This window comes from Pseudomonas sp. XP1 (genome assembly GCF_053557675.1).
The window spans coordinates 57,673-72,236 of the sequence record NZ_JBNRIJ010000025.1 but is presented as its reverse complement, the minus strand read 5'-3'; the positions used below and the strand labels follow the sequence as shown (position 1 = coordinate 72,236).

Here is a 14,564-nt window from a genome sequence, read left to right as displayed (position 1 = left end):
TTATCGCCTGCAAGATCCTGGGGCTGCTGCGCAGCCCGTCGCGACGCAAGGCCGCTGCTATAGGGGCACTAAAGCGAAAAATCCTACAACGTTTTAGGAAGCCCATTGCTCCCCCGCGAAGGCGTTCCTCGCTAGTGTTTTGGCCGTTGCGTCAAATCACTGGAAAAGGAACTCCTGATGAGCATCAGCAAAACCATCCACATCGCCATGCAGGAAGAAATCCCCAACACCTACGGCACCTGTAACGCCTGCGGACGCTCCGGCCTGCCAATTCTGCTGCTGCGCGAGGCCTACGCCCCGCGCCCGGATACAGGGCACCCCTATCGCCTGGCAGACGATAGCGAAATCATCTTTCACCCGATGCACACCGACCAGTTGCGCCTCCTGCGCCAGGGTTATGTCTACGTACTGCTCGACCAGGAAATCTGGCAGGCCTACNCACCCGATGCACACCGACCAGTTGCGCCTCCTGCGCCAGGGTTATGTCTACGTACTGCTCGACCAGGAAATCTGGCAGGCCTACGAGGTAGCGGCGGAAGGTACCTTGCAGCGCTTTCCGGTGTCGCAGATGCCCTTGGGGCCACCCAGGTCGTTACCCAAGGTATGCGCCACCGAAGGCCACGATGTGATCGCCTCGTTCATCAACATCGATACCCTGCTCTACCGCAAGGCCTGGATCGCCTTCGCCAACGACCCCTGGCCCCGTGCCGTACTCGACCGCTATCGGCGAGGCATCGTCGACAGTGACCCGGGCACCCTCGCCCGCTTCGTCGAAGTGGACCTGAACACCGCACGCAACGACCCTGCCAGCCTCGGCATCGCCATGACCGACAGCTTCCGCTTCGGCCTGGAACAGGTGCTGGAGTTCTCTACCTTTTCCTCTGCCAGGTTCACCAGCGTCCATGGCTTTTACAGCCGCCTGGGCCGCTGGCATGAAACCCGCACGCATGTGCGCAATGTCATTCAGCAGGAACAACTGCCCAATGGCCTGCTGGCGCTGACGCTGCCCGACCCGGTCGGCATGGTCATGGAGCTCAACGCGCAACGCACTGGCTGGGTGCAGGCCCTGCAGGAATGGCGGGCGCAACCGCAGCGGCACTTCGAATACTTCACCTCGCAAGCACTACTGGGCATCCGCGAACTGCACGCTGCCATGGCTGCCGCGCAGGGTGCCGAGGATGCGCAGCGGCAAGCCCGGCAGGTCGAGCAGTGGAACGACAGCCCGATCGCGGCCAAGGCGTATCTGCCTCCGGTGGACATCGACGCGCAGACCGAACGCAACATCGCGCGTAAACAGCAGGACGCCCGCGAGCGGCTGGAAGAGCGTTACGACGAAAGCGCCCGCGCGGCGTTCCAGGCCGATTACGACCGCGAATTGAAAAACTGGCAGTCGATGATCGACCAGGTTGGCGATCTGTATGCGCGGCACTATGCCAAGCGGGCGTTTCAGCAGATCGGCTACTACGACTATGACGCGACCTCCCCTGTTTCGGTGGAGTACTTCATCCAGATGATGGCCGCCTGCCTGGCCGGCGGGCCCACTGAAACCTTGCCGCAGGAGGGTCAGCCGCTCGGGATTACCCAGCATATCTGGCAGCAGCTGCTGGAAGACGACCGCAGCCTGCTTTACCAGGCACTGCTGGCCAAGAACCAGAAGCTGATGCAGCAGGTGGCCAGCGCGCTGGCCGGGGATGACTTCGGCAAGGTGTACGACATCATCAAGGGCATCGCCGGCACCGCCGACGGCCAGCTGTTGATGATCAAGCCGATACAGGATGCCGTTGGCCAGTTGCTGGCCGCGACCAACAGCGCCGGGAATGCGCTCAGCCAGCACCTGAGTGAACGGACNGCCGATACAGGATGCCGTTGGCCAGTTGCTGGCCGCGACCAACAGCGCCGGGAATGCGCTCAGCCAGCACCTGAGTGAACGGACAAAGACCCTGATCGGCCATGTGCATCGCTCGGCGTTTGCCCTGTTTGCCGGGCAGCAGGTAACGCCGCTGCGGGTGTCGCTGACAGTGGGCGAATACATGAGCCTGCTCAACGAAACCCTGGAGGCGCGGACCGATGCGTTTCTGCAGCAGGTAGACAAGCAATTCCGTGATCCCCTGGGCCGCAAGGTGCGGGCCATGGTGCTGAGTGGCGCGATCAATATTGCGGCAGCGGGTAACCGTAGCCAGATGATCGAGGTGCTGCTCTGGACGTTGGAAAGTGCTGAAAGTTTACAGGCGCGGCTGGTGCAGTTGCGCGAAGGTGCAGTCGCTGGCGTCGGGGCGCTGGTACGCAATGTTGCGATTGGTGCGGGTACGCTGCGTGCGCAGGGTTCCGATGGTTTGAAAATCAGCTCGATAGCCGCACAAAACATGGCGAGTGATGCTATGCGCAGCATGCGGGATGCGGCGACTAGTACCGGAAGCGTAGGCCTGCTCCTTACCTTGGGCAGTATATGGTTTCAGCAGGACAGCCTGGGCAAGAACTATCGAGCGCTGCATGAAACAAATACAAGCAACCCGGAAGCGCTCGCAACAATCTGGTCATCATCGCTTGGGGTACTTGGGGCAAGTGTTGAAACAGCAGGTTTCACCATAGCGCTGGTACGTCCCAATCCAGAATGGCCTGGAACAATCACCAACTCATCGTTGGCAAGCAAATTAGCCAGGTATGGTGGTGCTATCACAGCTATGGCAGGCCTCATGGATGGAGCACAGTATGCCTTTGCAACTTTCCGCACAATTGAAAATGGCGACAACACGGCCTCATCAAAATATCGTATTGCCAGCGCAACAGCTTTCCTATCGACATTTTCTGGAGTAGCTGTGGCATTCGGAAAAGCCGCTCTGCTCGGCCCCCTTGGCATTACGATAGTGCTAGTACTGGCCACATACACATTAGCCACAATAGCAAAACGGAAAGAGTCAACACCTACGGAGCTATGGTCAAGGCGCTGTAGATGGGGCATTCCAACAGCGCAACGTGCGTGGTCCGAAGCCGAGCATCTTGACGCTGCGATTGGAGCTCTCAATGCAGCAACTCTTGGTGTCCAGGCAGATGCTAGAGTCAACCTTAGCTTGGCATCGAATGCTCATCTTGATACTGCCGCGCCGGAGGGAACGATCATTAGCGATGGTCACGCGGTACCTGCAGTTTTCATGCTCGATTTCCACTTTACCTTACCAAACTATCAAACCAACCGATCTTACTACCGCTGGGAATTAAACCTTTATCAATCCGGGTTACACGAAAACACAATAACCCTCTCAGGCGAGAGCGCACCAAACTCCGTACTAACGATCGCACAACCCAGCGATGTAAATATTTTTCCACTTGGCAATGACAAACAACACCAGAGCAGATTCGACAGCGAACGAGGAGTATTTACCACCCAATATTCCTTACCGCTGCATGACAACCACCACATTCGCGACATCAAATTCATCTTAGATTATCGCCCGAATAAAAATGACGATGCAGGTAATGCACGCCTGGAGATCAAAGAAAATAAAATAAAAATCAAGGACCTCTGACAATATGAATCGCCCACTATTAAATCCACCTAGCCCACGCTGGATAAAGGACCTACCCACACCTTGTGAGTCGCCTACTGTAGAACCTCTCATGGAAAAACAAGCACCGAATCATCAGTGTGCCATCTACTTAGAGATCGCCCGACAAAGCACTACACCGCGATGTGCAAGCTCAATACTTACCGTGATACTATGCATTCCACTCACGCTCAATATTTATTTAATGCTCTCACTACTCGACCTCAAAAATCCAGAATCCATAATATATTCGACCCTTGAGCTCATACTAATAATCTGGGGAGTTGCCACAGGAATTCTTATTGATACTACGCCACCACTCGACGAACCTATCAGATTCAACCGCCTACGCCAAAAAATCTACGCCTACAACTTTATACGCCAGTGGTGGAATCCTTTCGACAAGGGCAAAATCGCAGCTGTGAGTTACGACTGGTCGCAAGTCCGAGCTGAATTGTGGGCACAAACCAGAAGTGGGTTCATTGTCAGATGGGGCGTCATGCTTTCAATCGTAGCACCGGGCACGAACAATGTTATCGACCGTTTCCACCTGAGTATGATGGGTACCGATGAGCTTACGTGGGCCTATATCTGCACCTACATGAAAGAAGGCCCCTCGGCACTACCCCCGCCCGGCACACCTAAAGACCATGACGATATTCTCTGGTGTGAGTTCGCCCTGCGCTTGGCCCCCCGAGTAGCGTGGCCAACGGAAATGGATCTGGAGTCGAGAACCGCCCCCTGAGGTTGGAACAGAGGGAAAGTGAATCAGTCATCAGTGATAGCAGTACGGTGGCCGTAGGCTTTGTACTGAACGCTTATCAATGGAAGCTGGACTTGCCTTGTTTATTGGCCTGGTTCTGATTACAAGTCAGCTCGAGCACAGATAATAATGGCAGAGAACTACATGCACCGCTTGGAGCCCCTGACAAAATGGCCCGACCCATATTAAATCCTGCCTGCCCGGGCTGGAAGGAAGACCTGCCCGCCCCTTACACAGTCAACTCCATAGAAAAATATATGGGCAATCAAATACCTAACCATCAATGCATGACTTACTTAGAGATTCCGCGACAAAGCGTATCATCACGAGGACTGATTTCAGCCTTCGCCTTCCTCTTGTGCATATTTTTCGCCTTTAGCCTTTACATGATGACACTTACGCTCGACCCCCGAAATTTTAAATCGCTGCTGCTCTCAATATCTGAAGTTTTTCTGGTTAGCTGGCTGGTTACTATAGGCCTTCGCATGGATATTTCTCCACCTCGCGACGAACCCATCAGGTTCAACCGTGCGCGCCAGAAAATCTACGCCTACAACTTCAAACGCCAATGGTGGAACCCCTTCGACAAAGGCAAGGTCGTGCCGGTCAGTTACGACTGGTCCCAAGTCCGCGCCGAGCGCTGGTCACAAACCGGCGCCCTGCCAAACGGTGGGGTCATTTTCAAATGGGGTGTCATGCTGTCCATCGTCGCGCCGGGCACGAACAACGTCATCGACCGTTTTCACCTGAGTACGATGGGTGCCGACCAGCATGCCTGGGCCTACATCTGCACCTACATGCAGGAAGGCCCCTCAGCCCTGCCACCACCTGGGGAACCCAAGGATCACAACGATGTGCTCTGGTGCGAGTTCGCCCTGCGCCTGGCACCCAAGGTGAGCTGGCCAGCTGATATGGACCTTGAATCGCGAACCGCACCTTGAACCGGCCACGGCGGGTGCGCCTCACTCAATCTCCCGCCGGCACATCCACCACCTTCCAGCTGTCATCCGGGTCGAAGCGTTTCATCTCCTTGGCCAGCTTGTCACCGTGCGGCCCGAGGTCTTTCTCGAACACCTCGCCGTCATGGCTGATCATGAAGCTCATCACCCCGCTGTCATCGTACCTGGCCGGCCAGGCAACCATGGCGAAGCCACGGCTCATCTGGTTGCCGATCAGGTAGCTGTAGGCACCGCCAGGGGCGGATGGGCCTTGTGCATCGAGGATGCGGAAGTGGTAGCCATACCAGGCATCGCCGACCACGTCCTGGCCGAACAGCGGGCCCAGCGGGCTGACCTGGCCATCGCCATCGTCATCCCAGTACAGCCCATCATGCTTGCCGGGCTCGCTGAATATCTTCTGCGCGTATTCCAGCGCACCGTTGCCGTTGTGGTCCTGGGTGGCGTAGTCCATCTGCGCGTCGTGGTAGGCCAGCAACGACTGCATGGCGCCCAGCTCGTTGCGGCCGATGCGCCTGGCGCGGATTTCGGCGCCGCCGGCCTTGAGGTCGAAACGCCAACCCTCGCCACCTTTGGTCAATGGTATGGGCAACGTCCAGTGATCACTGCCCACCGCGAGGATGGCCTTGTTCGCCCCCGACATATCGATGCTGTGCTGCTCGCGATACTGCTCAAGGAACGTGTCCACGTCACTGCGTTGCACACCGCCGCGCGGTATGTAGGTACGCCAGTCATCGCCCAGTAACCGGGCCAGGCGGCCTTCATCAGGTTTCTCCTCACCCAGCGCCGCAACGAAGGATTCCACAGCCTTTTCTGGTGTCGGGAAGGCGTCCTGCGCAGCGGCCAGGCTCGACCAGGCCAGACCCGCTGCGATTACCAGTGCCGCTATCGATTGACGGTTCATCGACGGCCACCTCCCCCGCGGCGTGCGGGCGCACTGGGCCGGGAAATCTGGTGCCCTGCGGCACGCGATGCGCTCGGGCGCTGGGCGAACGACTGGCTGGTGCGGCCACGCCTGGCCTGCGCGCTGGTGCGCGAGGGTGAACGCACGCCGTCGAAGGCATTGTTACGCGCCCGACCGGCGGTATTGGAAGGCCGGTTTTGCGCCAGCTGCCGCCCCTGGCCTTCGCCCTGCCTGCGCGGGCTCACCTGGTTGTTCTGCTGCCGAGCCTGGGTGTTGCGGGTTTCCTGTCGGCGGTCAGTTGCCCGCGGGTTGTCGCTACGAGGCTGCATGCGGTTGCCGACCGAATTGCCCGCCTGCGCCTCGCGCATCTGCTGGCGTGCCTGGCGGTTGCTGGTGGCCGGCCGTTCGATGCCGGCCCGGTCCATCGACGCCCTGGCCTTGTCCCGCGCCTGGGCGCGCTGGGCGTCATCGCCGCGGAAGGCAGTACGCTGGGTGGCACCGTCAAGCTGGCGACCGTACTGCTGGCGGCTGCGAGAGTCGCGGTACGGCACGCCGTCGCGGTTGGCGGCGTTGTGCTGCCATTTGTTCTGGTTGTTGGTGATGCGATTGTTGGCGTTGATGTTGTTGTAGCGATTTACGTCGATGTCGATGTCGTTGTTGCCCCAGTCACAGTCACCCCACAGCGAGGCGACGATTGCCACACCGGTACCGAAGGCCAGGCCCGCCACCAGCGCGGAGCCGGGGTAGTACATGGGCGGTGGCGGGTAGTACGCCGGCGGCGATGCCGGGTAGGCCCAGGTGCCGTAGGTGGTGGTCGGGTTGTAGGTGGGTACGTACACCACTTGCGGGTCGGACGGCTCGATGATGATGGTGGTGGGCGGGCTGCTGGTCGTAACGGCCTGCGCGCTTTTACCGCTGGAGGCCGGTGCCGGTGCTGTCTGCACGGTCACGCTCTGGTACTGGTTGCTCTGCAGGTTACCGGCGGCCTGGGCCTGGTGGCGCAGGCGCTGCACGCCGCCCATGACATCGTCGGGCTGCGCGAGGAAGGCGTCGCCCAGGCGCTGCACCCAGACCGGGTCCTGCCCCAGAGTCGCCAGCACCTGCGGGAAGGCCACCAGCGCTTGTACGCTTGGGTCCCAAGGCTGGTTCGCCACCTTTTTGACCGCATCGTCACCGGTGGCCTTGGGGTTGGCCTTGGACCAGGTCACCGCTTCGCTCACCTGCCCCGGATAAGTCGAAGCCATCAGTACCTGGGCCAGCAGCGCATCGGGGTACAGTGCGATGGGCGCGAGCATCTGGTCCAGTTGCTCCTGGGTGAACACCGGGTCCTTGGTCGCGACCGTGTCGGCTTGTGGTGCCGGGTCCGGAGCCGGTACATCTTCTGCCAGCACCAGGCCGGGCGGGGCGCTCAGATACAGGATTACCGACAGGACCGCTGACAATGGGATGCGCATCGCTTCTCTCCATGAGGTCAGACCGCGTGGATTAAGGGTAGCAATGGCGATGCTTTTGGCCAGATGCGCGGGCGCAAACTTTTCGCGCTTTAAAGGTAAGGGTGGTTGCTGCTTTTGAAGCTATCTCAGGGCTGGGTTGAGATCTGTAATTGAGGCTGCCGACAGGACAAACGCCACACCAAGCAACAAGGCCGTGAACGCGTCCGCGACATCAAATAATGAGCGGTTGATGCTCAGCCGCCCAGGGCGATGATCGCCAGGATCAGTGACACCCCGACAACCGCCAGGACCACGCCGGTCAACAGGGTGCGACCACCGGAATAGCGTGCCAGCAGCCAGCCCGCCAGGAACAGCATGGCCAGGGCGACCAGGTTCGATACACGGATGGCCGTACCGGTGGTGTCGATCAGCAGGAACGGAATGACCAGCGGGAAGGTTGCCAGTACCACCAGCAGGAACGTGGCCAGGGCCGCCCTGAAATCATCCAGCCCCAGGCGTGCCGGCAGCGGGCGCCCAGCATCACGCAGCATCCGTCCGCGCAGCATCTCCAGCCCGTCTTCATCCAGTGCCAGGCCGATGCGCTCTGGCAGCGCATCGGCAATCAGCCTGCGCCCCTGGGTAATATCGCTGGCTTGCAGGCGGGCCAGCAAGGTCCGGCTGCGGGTGCGTTCGGTCCAGGTGCGCAGCAGATAGATGACCGCGTCGGCCAGGCCCCAAGCCAGGTTGCAACCGAGCGCCGCAACCAGCATCAACCGGGCGTCTTCGCGCCCTGCCGTGGCCACGCTCAGCGAGCCGATGAAGGTCATCGCCATCAACAGGCCGAAGATGACTTCGGTGATCCGGTCGATCGGTTGCAGCACGCCCCGTTTACGCGGTTGCTCGTCTTGCCCCATCGCACCCTCCGGTTCTCTGGAACCATCGATAGTCACTATCGAGACTGGCAATTTCTGCCGAACGACATGGCCGAATAACCTAGCTCCATCGACTCGCCGCCCGCCCTCTGGCCCCTGGAGCTACCTGATGAACACCTTGGCCCGCCTGCTGTCCACCACCCTTGCCGTTCTTGCCATCGCGATCGTCAGCGGCTGTGCCAGCCACCCCGAACTGCGCCCCTACACCGTCGAAGAAACCCGTCAACTGCAACTGGAAGCCTTGCAACGCCGCGGCCTGTCGCTGGACGACTACGAGCAGCAACGGCGGGTAATCCAGCGTGCCGGCAACCTGCCCGTGGTGACCGAAGCTGCAGATGCCGACCGTTCGACCAAAGGCTGAGTGGGCCAGCCAGAGGTTCCCTCCCGTTACCTGCACAGGTATGCTCTACCGCTCAACCGCAAGCCTTCCAGGACGGAGACCATGACCAGGCCCCTTCTGTTGCTGGGTGCTGCACTGCTGTTCAGCCCCGGGCTGCTGGCCCAACAGATCAAACGCGAACTGGGCGACTTCGACTTCACGCTCGGCACCACACCCTCACGCAGCATGGCCCAGGGGCTGATTTCGCCCAGCGCCATCGGTGCGTTCCACGGCGGCCTCGACTTCAGCCACCCCAGTGGCTGGTACCTCGGCCAGTACGCCCCGAGCATGGGTGTGACACCCGACTCCACCCTGCGGCTGGATAGTTACCTGGGCTACAAGCACCAGTTCGACAGCAGCCTGGGCTACGAGGTGGGATTGATCCATTATAGTCAGCCAAACATCGCAGGCCCCGACAGCTATGCCCTGTACGGCGGTGTTTCGGTGCTGGGCAGCCGTTTCGGTGGCGCGCTGCGCAACAACCCCGACAACCGCACCGGCACGCTGTTCGCAGACTTCGGCCAACTACCGCTGTTTGACGTCGACCTGAGCGTCAAGCTTGCCCATCACCGTCTGGGTACGCCATTCACCATTGGTGATGGCAGCCAGGTGAATGCCTTTTCCGATTGGTCGCTGGAGCTGTCCCGGCCCTGGCTCGGCATCGACCTGAACCTGGTCTACAGCAACTCCAACCTCAGTGGTGGCGGGTGTGATGCGTACTCGGGCATCAACACCTACTGCGACAGCATGGTCACGCTCAAGGCGCAACGCAGTTTCTTTTAACGCCGCGACGTCAGCGCCAGGGCGATACCGCCCAGCACCACCACGCACGCCACCAGCAAGCGCAACGACAATGGCTCGCCGATCAGGCCAACACCACCCAACGCCGCAATCACCGGGACGCTCAGTTGCATGGTCGCCGCCTGCTGCGCGCTGACTTGCCTGACCACGCCGTACCAAACGGCATAGCCTGCTCCCGACGCCAGCACTCCGGAACCCAGCGCATACAGCAAGCCGAGCGGGCTCAGGTGCAAGCCGGCGCCCAGCAACAGCATCGGCACCAGCAGCACCAGGCATGGCAGGCTCCGGGCGAAATTGCCAGCGGTGTCGGCCAGCGGCCTGGGTGAGCCTTTGCCCAGCAGCGTGTAAACGCCCCAGGCCACGCCGGACAGGGCCATCACAAAGGCACTGGCGAGGGGTGGTGCCGCGGTACCGGGCAACAGCAGCACCAGCAGGCCGGCGAAGGCGATCAGCATGCCCAGCAGCATCCGCGCGGTGATGGGTTCGCCTTTGTACCAGGCGAAGCCGAACATGGTGATCTGCACCGCGCCGAACAGCAGCAACGCACCCGCGCCTGCGCCCAGTTGCAGGTATGCCGCAGAAAACAGGAATGCGTAGAGAAACAGTGCCAGGCCGCCGCGCCAGCTACCCCCCATGGCAAGCGCTGGTTTGCGCAGGCGGATCAACAGCAACAGGAACAGTGCACCACTGGCCAGGCGCACCATGGTGAAAGATGCCGGGTCGATGGCCCCTTCCTTCAGCGCGAGCCGGCAGAACACCGAGTTGGCAGCGAAGGCCATCAGGCTGAACAGTGCTAGCCAGGCCCAGCTTCGGGCCTTGCGGTCGGCGAGCGTGGTGGTGCCGGTGCTCATGGTGTGGTCACCTCTGAGATCAATTGTTGTTATAGCGGCCATGCTGCCAGCACCGGTATACAACAGAGAGTTTATCTGGCGCCACCACCAAATCGCCCGGCTCTATACCGCAGCCATCGCCTCGATTTCTACCAGCATGCCATCGAGCGCCAGCCGGGGTACCGGGATCAGCGTGCAGGTCGGCTTCATGCAGGGGCCCCAGGCCCTGTCAGCCTCGGCTACCCACTCACGCAGGCGCGTTTCGGAATGCCCGACGATCAGCAGGGTCAGCTTGAACACATGGGCCAGGCTGGCGCCTTTCGACGCCAGGGCAATCTCCAGGTTGGCCAGTGCCTGACGCGCCTGCTCGGCGAACTGGGACGACAGCTGCCCGTTGCGGCCTTCCCCGCCCTGGCCGGCGATGAACAGCAGGCGGCTGTCGGCACGAACCTCGGCGACATGGGAATAGGCATTGCCGCTGGGGTCGTACAGGCCTTCGGGATTGCTCAGCTGAAACGCGGTTGAATGGCTCACGGTAAGCCCTCGATCAATGGGAAGAGGGACGAAGTATCGAACCTTGAGTTAACTCGAGGTCAAGCATGCATCGTGAAAGCGGGCTTGCCTGCGTAGGACGTTTCGCACAGCACGCTGGATTTGTGGAACCACACGTTCGTATGCGCGGTGACCGCCAGGCGCTAGATTGCAGGGCCCGGCACGGAGGCCTGTACGTATGAAGGATAAAGCGATGAGCAAAAATCATTTTCAGCTGGCTTACACCATCAAGCCAAAAAACGCACGAGATGAAGACGATGCGGCAAAGGCGCGCCTGCACCTGCGCGAGAAAATTGGCCTGGACACCGTTGAACACATAGAGACCACCTTGCTCGGGGTCATCACGCTCAACAGCACCACACTCGCAGACCGCAGGCGCGACGCCGAAAAGCTGCTTCACGATTACATTCATGAAGCGCTCAAGGGTCTTAGTGTGCTGTCGACCGTGAAGTTCTACGGCTGCCTGATGGTGGACGGGCTGGGGTCCGCCATTCGCTTCGAAATCCTGCCCAAGTGAACACCGACGGCCCCAGGCGCCCCGCGCCTGAGGCCGTTTCCATCATTTTTCCTGCAGTACCGCCCTGCCCTTCACCGCCCTAGGCCCGCGCCAGGCCCAGAACAGCAAGCCGGGGAATGGCGCGTAGACTACGAAGACGATCCACAGCATCTTGCGCTCGGCGCGCCGGTCACTGCCGATGATGTGCCAGATGGCCCAGATTTCCAGCATGATCACAAAGGCCGCGATGATGATCCAGATCGTTCCGATTTCCATGAGCGCTCTCCCATTTGGCATGTAATGGTTTGGGTTGCACAAACGGCCCAGGGTTCAGATTGATTTGGCTGGCGGCATGGCACCGCGGCCCGTTACGGGAGCGGCTCTCAATGCCGCGGTGCAGTCTCCAGCGCCGCCTTCAACGCCGGCGCATCGGCAAATGCACGCTGGCTCACCAGCTTACCTTGCTTCAGTTGCAACCACTGCACCTGGCCATCCTGCCCGGGATAACGGCTGGCCACCCGCCCGTCGCGGTCGAGCAGAACCCGGTAGTTGTAATCGCGCATGGCGGGGATGGCGAACAGCTTGCTGATCAGCGCTGGCATGCGCTGGATGTCGGCAACGAACACCGCATCGCGCGCCTCCAGATAACCCTCGGGCTGGTCGGCCAGCGCCGCCTTCACCAGCTTGGCACCGTCCATGTCGCGCGCCACCAGCAGGATGTGCGTACCGGTGTCGAGGCTGTAGGCGTGGTCGTGCTGGTCGAGCAGCGTCCACGGGGCGAGCTTGTCGCCCGGTTCGAGGGCATTGGCCAGCAACGGCATCAGGCAAAGCAGCAGGGCAAAAGCGGATTTCATCAAAGGCATCCTCAGTGACGGGACATCAGCATAGCGCCAACGGCCACGTCAGGCAGGTTGCCTGAATACGACCTGGAATACGACACGGCCACCCGGGAGATTGTCTTTCCCCAGGCCAGCCGCCACACTCTCCAGGCCAGCCAGGAAGCGGAGTCCAGAGTGCCCACGCCACGCCAGTTCAGCAAGAAGACCAGCACCAGCAACATGCTGCGGCTGAAGTCCGCCAGCGCCAATGCCCAGGCCACCTATCGGGTCGATTTCGTATTGCTCGAACACTTCTCGATGGCCAGCTTCACCGTGGCCATGGACGTGCTGGTCACGGCCAACCTGCTGCGCGCCGACAGCTTCCAGTTCACCCCATTGTCGCTGGAAGGCGACCGCGTGCTCAGCGACCTGGGGCTGGAGCTGGTGGCCACCGAGTTATCCGCCGAGGCGCTGAAGGAGCTGGACCTGCTGGTGATCTGCGGCGGCCTGCGCACGCCATTGAAGTACCCTGAGCTCGACCGCCTGCTGAGCGATTGCGCGACCCAGGGCATGGCCTTGGGCGGGTTATGGAACGGCGCCTGGTTCCTCGGCCGCGCCGGGGTGCTGGACGACTATGGCTGCAGTATCCACCCCGAACAGCGCGCCAGCCTGTCCGAGCGCAGCCCGCAGACGCGGATTACCCCGGCCAGCTTCACCCTCGACCGCGACCGCCTCAGCGCAGCCAGCCCCAATGGCGCCATGGAGCTGATGCTCGGGCTGGTGCGCCGGCTGTATGGCGACGGCCTGGCCGAAGGCGTCGAGGAAATCCTGTCGTTCTCCGGCGCCCGCTACCGCCAGGTCGGCCCGGGCGCGAAGAAGTCCATGAGCCTGCACCTGCGTACCATCGTCGAGCTGATGGAGAACAACCTCGAGGAAACCCTCAGCCTCGACCAGCTGGCCGCCTACAGCGGGCGCTCGCGCCGGCAGATCGACCGCCTGTTCCAGGCCCAGCTTGGCACTTCGCCGCGGCGTTACTACATGGAGCTGCGCATCACCAAGAGCCGGCGCCTGTTGCAGTATTCCGACCTGTCGGTGATGGAAGTGGCAGTGGCTTGCGGGTTTGTTTCGGTGTCGCATTTCAGCAAATGCTATGCGGCTTACTTTGGCTACCCGCCGTCGCGTGAGCAGCGGTTGGGCGAGTGAGCATCAAGGTTCATCGATGTGTCGCCTGGGCCGGCCCTTTCGCGGGTAAACCCGCTCCCACAAGTACTGTGCAAATCTTTGGGACCGCAGTGATCCTGTGGGAGCGGGTTTACCCGCGAAGAAGCAAGCCCAGGCACTGGAAAACCTTCAGGGGCGATGCTCGATCTGGATGTACCGCAACACCGCATCACAGATCATGGCCTTGTGACGCAGCTTGACCTGCTCATCGGACAGGTCGATCTGGAAGATCTCGCCAAAGGTGTGGCGGTTCGACACCCGGTAGAAGCAGAACGAGCTCATCAGCATGTGCAGGTCGATGACCTCGATGCCGGCGCGGAACACACCTTCCTGCACCCCACGACGCAAGGTTTTGCCCAGGGCCTCGAGCACCAGGCTGCTCATTTCGCGAATCGCCGGTGACTGCTTGACGTACTCGCCGTAGTGGATGTTTTCGGTGCAGATGATCCGCACGAAATCGACGTTGCGGTCGTGGTGATCGAAGGTGAACTCCACCAGCCGGCGGATCGCCTGCTCGGCCGGCAGCGACTCCAGCTCCAGGCTTTGCTCGGTCTTGCGGATGTCGCCGTACAGTTTGATAAGGCACTCGCAGTACAGCTGCTCCTTGCTGCCGAAGTAGTAGTAGATCATGCGCTTGGAGGTGGCGGTGCGCTCGGCGATGGCGTCGACACGGGCACCTGCCAGCCCTTGCTGGACGAACTCGTTGATGGCGGCCTGAAGGATGTCCTCGCGCGTTTTCTCGGGGTTGTTCTTGCGCGTCTTGCGCCCCCCTTCGGTTTCAGGCTGGCCGAGGCCGACTACGGAATCACTCATACCCACTCACAGGCTGTTTATTGGAATGGGGGGATTATCCGCGAGCGCGCCCATGCAGGGAAGCGCGCTGTTGGTCGTGTAGCCATCACCCACCGCTGCTGCCCACCCACAAACTGCGCCTGCC

At 60.9% G+C, this 14,564-nt stretch carries 16 protein-coding genes and 1 pseudogene; 9 read left to right on the top strand and 8 right to left on the bottom strand.

Going from position 1 to position 14,564, the window contains the following annotated elements:
* Positions 1 to 177: 177 nt before the first annotated feature.
* From ACK1U9_RS19305 to ACK1U9_RS19285, 5 genes and pseudogenes are all read left to right on the top strand, one after another.
* Positions 178 to 429, top strand: a pseudogene (locus ACK1U9_RS19305) (toxin VasX); the annotation flags it as partial.
* Positions 398 to 1,927 (top strand): T6SS effector BTH_I2691 family protein, encoded by a 1,530-nt coding sequence (locus ACK1U9_RS19300; RefSeq protein WP_449110105.1) that lies wholly within the window; start codon positions 398 to 400, stop codon positions 1,925 to 1,927. The pseudogene ACK1U9_RS19305 and the gene ACK1U9_RS19300, both read left to right, overlap by 32 nt.
* On the top strand, positions 1,875 to 3,524 hold the full coding sequence (locus tag ACK1U9_RS19295) for a hypothetical protein (protein ID WP_449110104.1): 1,650 nt from the start codon (positions 1,875 to 1,877) through the stop codon (positions 3,522 to 3,524). The genes ACK1U9_RS19300 and ACK1U9_RS19295 overlap by 53 nt, the downstream gene beginning before the upstream one ends.
* A gap of 91 nt (positions 3,525 to 3,615) precedes the next feature.
* Positions 3,616 to 4,287 carry a DUF6708 domain-containing protein gene (locus tag ACK1U9_RS19290; RefSeq protein ID WP_256573798.1) on the top strand — a complete coding sequence of 224 codons (672 nt, stop codon included), beginning with the start codon at positions 3,616 to 3,618 and terminating at the stop codon, positions 4,285 to 4,287.
* Between the two features lie 188 nt (positions 4,288 to 4,475).
* Positions 4,476 to 5,246, top strand: coding sequence for a DUF6708 domain-containing protein (locus ACK1U9_RS19285; RefSeq protein WP_449110103.1), 771 nt, complete (start codon positions 4,476 to 4,478; stop codon positions 5,244 to 5,246).
* 25 nt (positions 5,247 to 5,271) lie between these two features.
* On the opposite strand, the gene ACK1U9_RS19280 is transcribed toward ACK1U9_RS19285, so the two are convergent.
* From ACK1U9_RS19280 to ACK1U9_RS19270, 3 genes are all read right to left on the bottom strand, one after another.
* On the bottom strand, positions 5,272 to 6,165 hold the full coding sequence (locus ACK1U9_RS19280) for a DUF2950 domain-containing protein (protein WP_085602155.1): 894 nt from the start codon (positions 6,163 to 6,165) through the stop codon (positions 5,272 to 5,274).
* Positions 6,162 to 7,619, bottom strand: coding sequence for a DUF3300 domain-containing protein (locus ACK1U9_RS19275; RefSeq protein WP_135002321.1), 1,458 nt, complete (start codon positions 7,617 to 7,619; stop codon positions 6,162 to 6,164). Before ACK1U9_RS19275 ends, ACK1U9_RS19280 begins: the two co-directional genes overlap by 4 nt.
* 233 nt (positions 7,620 to 7,852) lie before the next feature.
* The gene (locus ACK1U9_RS19270) at positions 7,853 to 8,512 is read right to left on the bottom strand and encodes a VIT1/CCC1 transporter family protein (RefSeq protein ID WP_449110102.1); all 660 of its coding nucleotides are present in this window, start codon (positions 8,510 to 8,512) and stop codon (positions 7,853 to 7,855) included.
* A 127-nt stretch (positions 8,513 to 8,639) separates the two neighbouring features.
* Between ACK1U9_RS19270 and ACK1U9_RS19265 the strand changes: the two genes are divergently transcribed.
* Both ACK1U9_RS19265 and ACK1U9_RS19260 read left to right on the top strand, forming a co-directional pair.
* On the top strand, positions 8,640 to 8,891 hold the full coding sequence (locus ACK1U9_RS19265) for a hypothetical protein (RefSeq protein WP_046615364.1): 252 nt from the start codon (positions 8,640 to 8,642) through the stop codon (positions 8,889 to 8,891).
* Between the two features lie 81 nt (positions 8,892 to 8,972).
* The gene (locus ACK1U9_RS19260) at positions 8,973 to 9,692 is read left to right on the top strand and encodes a TorF family putative porin (protein WP_108479887.1); all 720 of its coding nucleotides are present in this window, start codon (positions 8,973 to 8,975) and stop codon (positions 9,690 to 9,692) included.
* Here the strand turns inward: ACK1U9_RS19260 and ACK1U9_RS19255 are convergent.
* Both ACK1U9_RS19255 and ACK1U9_RS19250 read right to left on the bottom strand, forming a co-directional pair.
* The gene (locus ACK1U9_RS19255) at positions 9,689 to 10,561 is read right to left on the bottom strand and encodes a DMT family transporter (protein ID WP_085602159.1); all 873 of its coding nucleotides are present in this window, start codon (positions 10,559 to 10,561) and stop codon (positions 9,689 to 9,691) included. The genes ACK1U9_RS19260 and ACK1U9_RS19255 overlap by 4 nt on opposite strands.
* Positions 10,562 to 10,663: 102 nt before the next feature.
* A complete protein-coding gene (locus ACK1U9_RS19250) occupies positions 10,664 to 11,074 on the bottom strand; it encodes a RidA family protein (protein ID WP_046615367.1) in 411 nt (136 codons plus the stop codon).
* Between the two features lie 211 nt (positions 11,075 to 11,285).
* Between ACK1U9_RS19250 and ACK1U9_RS19245 the strand changes: the two genes are divergently transcribed.
* The gene (locus tag ACK1U9_RS19245) at positions 11,286 to 11,609 is read left to right on the top strand and encodes a hypothetical protein (protein WP_046615368.1); all 324 of its coding nucleotides are present in this window, start codon (positions 11,286 to 11,288) and stop codon (positions 11,607 to 11,609) included.
* A gap of 42 nt (positions 11,610 to 11,651) precedes the next feature.
* On the opposite strand, the gene ACK1U9_RS19240 is transcribed toward ACK1U9_RS19245, so the two are convergent.
* Together ACK1U9_RS19240 and ACK1U9_RS19235 are read right to left on the bottom strand one after the other, a co-directional pair.
* Positions 11,652 to 11,864: a PLDc N-terminal domain-containing protein gene (locus tag ACK1U9_RS19240; protein ID WP_046615369.1), complete on the bottom strand. Its 213-nt coding sequence runs from the start codon at positions 11,862 to 11,864 to the stop codon at positions 11,652 to 11,654.
* 107 nt (positions 11,865 to 11,971) lie between these two features.
* Positions 11,972 to 12,442: an FAD/FMN-containing dehydrogenase gene (locus ACK1U9_RS19235; protein ID WP_108479888.1), complete on the bottom strand. Its 471-nt coding sequence runs from the start codon at positions 12,440 to 12,442 to the stop codon at positions 11,972 to 11,974.
* A gap of 159 nt (positions 12,443 to 12,601) precedes the next feature.
* On the opposite strand from ACK1U9_RS19235, the gene ACK1U9_RS19230 reads away from it, so the two are divergent.
* The gene (locus ACK1U9_RS19230; protein ID WP_108479889.1) at positions 12,602 to 13,609 is read left to right on the top strand and encodes a GlxA family transcriptional regulator; all 1,008 of its coding nucleotides are present in this window, start codon (positions 12,602 to 12,604) and stop codon (positions 13,607 to 13,609) included.
* A gap of 147 nt (positions 13,610 to 13,756) precedes the next feature.
* On the opposite strand, the gene ACK1U9_RS19225 is transcribed toward ACK1U9_RS19230, so the two are convergent.
* Positions 13,757 to 14,440: a TetR/AcrR family transcriptional regulator gene (locus ACK1U9_RS19225; protein ID WP_108479890.1), complete on the bottom strand. Its 684-nt coding sequence runs from the start codon at positions 14,438 to 14,440 to the stop codon at positions 13,757 to 13,759.
* Positions 14,441 to 14,564 lie beyond the last annotated feature (124 nt).

Bases quoted from the DNA above. Each gene is read 5' to 3' on its own strand.
- ACK1U9_RS19290 (WP_256573798.1), top strand. From the start codon at position 3,616: ATGGAAAAACAAGCACCGAATCATCAGTGTGCCATCTACTTAGAGATC.
- ACK1U9_RS19285 (WP_449110103.1), top strand. From the start codon at position 4,476: ATGGCCCGACCCATATTAAATCCTGCCTGCCCGGGCTGGAAGGAAGAC.
- ACK1U9_RS19280 (WP_085602155.1), bottom strand. From the start codon at position 6,165: ATGAACCGTCAATCGATAGCGGCACTGGTAATCGCAGCGGGTCTGGCC.
- ACK1U9_RS19275 (WP_135002321.1), bottom strand. From the start codon at position 7,619: ATGCGCATCCCATTGTCAGCGGTCCTGTCGGTAATCCTGTATCTGAGC.
- ACK1U9_RS19270 (WP_449110102.1), bottom strand. From the start codon at position 8,512: ATGGGGCAAGACGAGCAACCGCGTAAACGGGGCGTGCTGCAACCGATC.
- ACK1U9_RS19265 (WP_046615364.1), top strand. From the start codon at position 8,640: ATGAACACCTTGGCCCGCCTGCTGTCCACCACCCTTGCCGTTCTTGCC.
- ACK1U9_RS19260 (WP_108479887.1), top strand. From the start codon at position 8,973: ATGACCAGGCCCCTTCTGTTGCTGGGTGCTGCACTGCTGTTCAGCCCC.
- ACK1U9_RS19255 (WP_085602159.1), bottom strand. From the start codon at position 10,561: ATGAGCACCGGCACCACCACGCTCGCCGACCGCAAGGCCCGAAGCTGG.
- ACK1U9_RS19245 (WP_046615368.1), top strand. From the start codon at position 11,286: ATGAGCAAAAATCATTTTCAGCTGGCTTACACCATCAAGCCAAAAAAC.
- ACK1U9_RS19240 (WP_046615369.1), bottom strand. From the start codon at position 11,864: ATGGAAATCGGAACGATCTGGATCATCATCGCGGCCTTTGTGATCATG.
- ACK1U9_RS19235 (WP_108479888.1), bottom strand. From the start codon at position 12,442: ATGAAATCCGCTTTTGCCCTGCTGCTTTGCCTGATGCCGTTGCTGGCC.
- ACK1U9_RS19225 (WP_108479890.1), bottom strand. From the start codon at position 14,440: ATGAGTGATTCCGTAGTCGGCCTCGGCCAGCCTGAAACCGAAGGGGGG.